The 4105-nt window shown below is 49.9% G+C and carries 4 protein-coding genes; all 4 read left to right on the forward strand.

Annotation, left to right across the window (positions count from 1 at the left end; all coding sequences use genetic code 11):
• On the forward strand, positions 1–779 hold a 779-nt coding region (locus AC2VE5_RS24390), incomplete at its 5' end, for an ABC transporter substrate-binding protein (RefSeq protein ID WP_486890207.1).
• Positions 780–949: 170 nt separating this feature from the next.
• On the forward strand, positions 950–1813 hold the full coding sequence (locus AC2VE5_RS24395) for a carbohydrate ABC transporter permease (protein WP_486890208.1): 864 nt from the start codon (positions 950–952) through the stop codon (positions 1811–1813).
• A 3-nt stretch (positions 1814–1816) separates the two neighbouring features.
• A complete protein-coding gene (locus AC2VE5_RS24400) occupies positions 1817–2692 on the forward strand; it encodes a carbohydrate ABC transporter permease (protein ID WP_486890209.1) in 876 nt (291 codons plus the stop codon).
• Positions 2693–2784: 92 nt separating this feature from the next.
• Positions 2785–3831, forward strand: a complete 1047-nt coding sequence (locus tag AC2VE5_RS24405) for a zinc-dependent alcohol dehydrogenase (RefSeq protein ID WP_486890210.1) — start codon at positions 2785–2787, stop codon at positions 3829–3831.
• The last annotated feature ends 274 nt before the right edge of the window (positions 3832–4105 follow it).

Here is a 4105-nt window from a genome sequence, read left to right on the forward strand (position 1 = left end):
GCCAAACACTCCAGGACGCTGGGATAACTCCTATCGCATTTGGCAATCAAGAGAAATGGCCTGCTAGCCATATCTTTAGTATCTTCTCGGGCAACCTAGCGGGTAAGGAGAAATTAGCAGCTTCCATTTCGGGAGAGGTTCCCTGGAACGATCCCGATTTTGTCTCCGCTATTGCCATGCCGTTTGTAGAGATGGTCGAGGCTGGCTGTTTCAATCCCTCGGTCAATGCAATTTCCTACGACGATGCAAACCTGCTCTTCTATAGTGGGCAAGCGGCCATGACGCTTACGGGCAACTGGATGATGAGTGAATATACGGATCCCGACGTTATGCCGGACCCGGTTAGGTTTTTCTTTTACCCATCAATCGACGGTGGTCCTATTGTACCTCCTGCTGGTGTAGGCTCTGCCTACTTTGTCTCAAGCGCTGTAGAAGACCCCGAGGCGGCTTTTGAGGTCCTAGATTTCTTGTTTTCTGAAGAGGCGTCCGAGTTCTGGATTGAGGACGTAAATGTAATGCCACCCCATGAGCAGATCGACGTCTCTAACTATGAAATTCCCGAACTCCTTAAAACAGCGATCACCACACTCCAAGAGGAACAAGACTCCATGGGTTACAACATTGATGTGCTGACCCCTCAGAACTTCAATGCTCTGATGTACGACGGACTTCAGCAGGTCATAGGAGGAACGAAGAGCGCCGAGCAGTTGGCCAATGAGCTGCAACAAGCGATGGAAGAAGCCAAAGCGTCAGGTGACGTCAGCGATATTACCCAGTAGCTGTAGAGCAGGCAGGGTAAAGGGACCGGTAAACGTCCCTCTTTATCCTGCTTCCAAAATCGCGGCAGAGAAGTGCAGCACGCTGATTTAACTGAGGGGTTTAAATGTCGGTGAGAACTAGTGAGTTCGGGAGCGGAAAACGCAAAACCAAAACCTCCAATCGAAGATCGGTGCGAAAAGCAACGATTGGATACGCATTCATACTTCCCGCTCTGCTTCTCTACACCTACTTCTTTATCTATCCGTTCATTGTTTCTATCTACTATAGCCTCACGGATTGGGACGGCGCACAACCCCTCAAGGAATTTGTGGGACTGTCTAACTACCGGTCCCTCCTATCCGATTCTCTTTTATGGGAAGCCCTGTACCACAATCTCATTTGGGTCGTTTTAGGTACTGCAGCTCCCATCGCGATAGGTCTCCTTTTGGGTGTGCTCTTGTGGAGTGGGGCGCGGGGAACGACACTATTCCGAACCATCTACTTTTTGCCTTTCATTCTCTCTCAAGTGGTCGTTGCCATCATTTGGAACTGGATTTATCACCCTCTTTGGGGGCCTCTTAACATCTCACTCAGAGCCGTGGGCCTTGATTCTGCGGCGCGAGGGTGGCTAGGAGATCCTTCTTGGGCTTTACTAGCCGTGATCATCGTCGCTGTTTGGTCCTACTTTGGCTTTACCTTCGTTGTCATCATCGCCGGGTTACAAGATGTTAGCAAGGAGCTCGTGGAGGCGGCTACGCTCGATGGGGCGAACCCCTGGCAGCGGTTCATTCACGTGATCGTTCCTCAACTACGTCACGTCCTCACCATGATCACTGCGTTTACTCTTATCGGGGGTTTTAACGTCTTCGATATTATCTTCGTGATGACTCAGGGGGGACCCGGAACTGCCACCCAAGTTATCGGAACCTATACTTACAGAAAAGCTTTTGAGCAGGGTGACGTCGGTTACGGCTCAGCTCTGTCTATGGTCATGACGATTATCACGCTTATTGCTTCCTATCTCTTCATCCGGCTTAGAGAGAGGGGAAATTAGTTTATGCGCGTAATGGACAAAGGAGCGATTCGAAAGCCAAAATCAAGGCGCTTTCAGAAAATCTCATTTTCGTCAGTGGCTAAATACGTCGTTCTGATTTTCTTCGCTCTTATCGTTATCGCACCAATGCTATGGGTACTATTTACCTCTCTCAAAACAACGCGGGAAATTGCCATGAGCCCATTTGGACTTCCTACTACACCTCGTTGGGAGAACTACAGTGAGGCTTGGACTGTAGGTCGGTTCAGTAAATATTTTTTGAACAGCGTCATTGTCGCCGTTCCCATCGTTGTTGGCAGCGTAAGCCTCTCCTGCCTCGCTGGCTATGGCTTTGCACGCTTTAAATTTCCGGGAGGCAGCGTAATCTTTTATGTTTTTCTCCTGGGTCTCATGGTTCCTTTCCAGTCGATCATGATCCCGCTTTTTTACATCCTGAGGGACATCAACCTTCTTAGTACGTACTGGGCCATGATTCTACCCATGATCGCATTAGGGCTACCTTTCGGTATCTTTTTCATGCGAGCGTTTTTCCTTGGACTTCCTCTGGAGTTAGACGACGCAGCCCAGATAGACGGTTGCAACGAATTCGATGTGTTCTGGCGGGTGATGCTGCCGCTAGCAGGTCCAGCAATCTCTACGTTGACTGTATTGCAATTTATATCGGCCTGGAACGCATTTCTTGTTCCTTTGATTTACATGCAACGAGAAGAGCTTCGCCCATTGGTGCTGGGGTTGATGTTTTTCCAAACCCGTTACACTCAAAATATTCCGTTAACGATGGCTGGCACGACAATCGCTATGTTGCCAGTTATTCTTGTCTACCTTGCGCTTCAGAGGAAATTTATCCAAGGCCTCACGGCAGGTGCCATTAAGGGTTGAGTAGCTCAAAACACCTGAACAGGGCCGCCGTTTTTACATGCATTCGTTCACGCTTCAACCGTTTAGGTTTGTGGGGAAGGGAAAATTGTTTGATGGGCAAAGTCATCTCGTTTACTCAGCCTAGAACAATAGACATTGAACAGGACGAAGATCGGTCATTGGAAGCCAGTGAAGTTCGGTTAAAAACGCTTTACTCCGGAGTAAGCGCAGGAACCGAGTTGACAGCCTACCGTGGTAGCAATCCCTATCTACACAAGCGCTGGGATCCGGAGCATAAGTTGTTTAAAAGCTCTGAAACAGCCAGTCAAACATATCCAATTAAAGGCTGGGGTTATGAGGAGGTGGGCGAGGTTGTCGAGTTAGGTGTGGAGGTTACGGGCCTCTCCATAGGCGACATTATCTACGGTACATGGGGACACCGCACACACCATGTTGTTGATGAGGAATTTGCCCGACAACGCATTCTTCCTCAAGGACTTGACCCTATCTTAGGTATCTTTTCACAAATAGGCGCGATCTCCCTTAATGGCGTACACGATGCACGCATTCGAATTGGTGAGACAGTGGCTGTGTTTGGCTTGGGTGTGCCAGGTCAAATCGTTGCGCAACTAGCCAAGAAATCCGGTGCCTACGTGATCGGGGTGGATTTGATTGATAAGCGACTAAGCCTGGCTACCGAATTAGGTTCAATCGATGTAGCGATTGATGCCAGTAACGCCTCGGTTGGCGAGCAGATTAAGGAGCTGACAGGCGGGCGGGGTGTAGACGTCTCACTCGAGGCTTCCGGCTCCACCGCTGCACTTCACGAGGCAATTCGAGCCACAGCCTATTCCGCTAAGGTCGTTGCGCTCGGCTTCTATCAGGGTGAGGCGCGCGGCCTCCTTTTAGGGGAAGAGTTTCACCACAACCGTATCAACATCGTTTGCTCGCAGATTTCCGGTGTAGATCCTGAACTTACCTACCGCTGGAACCGGCTACGCATGGTGCAGACTACGATGCGTTTGCAAGCTGAAGGCGTCCTCAATCTAAAGCCGTTGATCAGTCATACTTTCCCTTTTCACAAAGCTTTCGAAGCCTTTCGGCTGCTTGACGAAAACCCGAAGGAAACGCTGCAGGTGGTGCTGAGTTTTACTGAATAAAGAGAAAAAAGGGATGCGTAAAAACTACAATGACTGGCAAAGGCATTATCCCTACACCCTACGCAAAGGCCATCAGCAGTGCGTCGTAGCGCTCCCTTGGTGGGCTCTCCTTGGTGATGAGGCGGTAGCTGCTGCGGTCATCTGCCATAACCTTTCCCTCCAGTCAGACTCGAGCACCTCTTTCAGCATCGATACACTCGGGTCGATCTAAACCGGCTCGGGTTACCTTGGGTCTGAACGGGTAGACCTCGAGCTACAGTTATAGTATGGGCGA

This window comes from Aliterella sp. E5.1, from assembly GCF_057473825.1.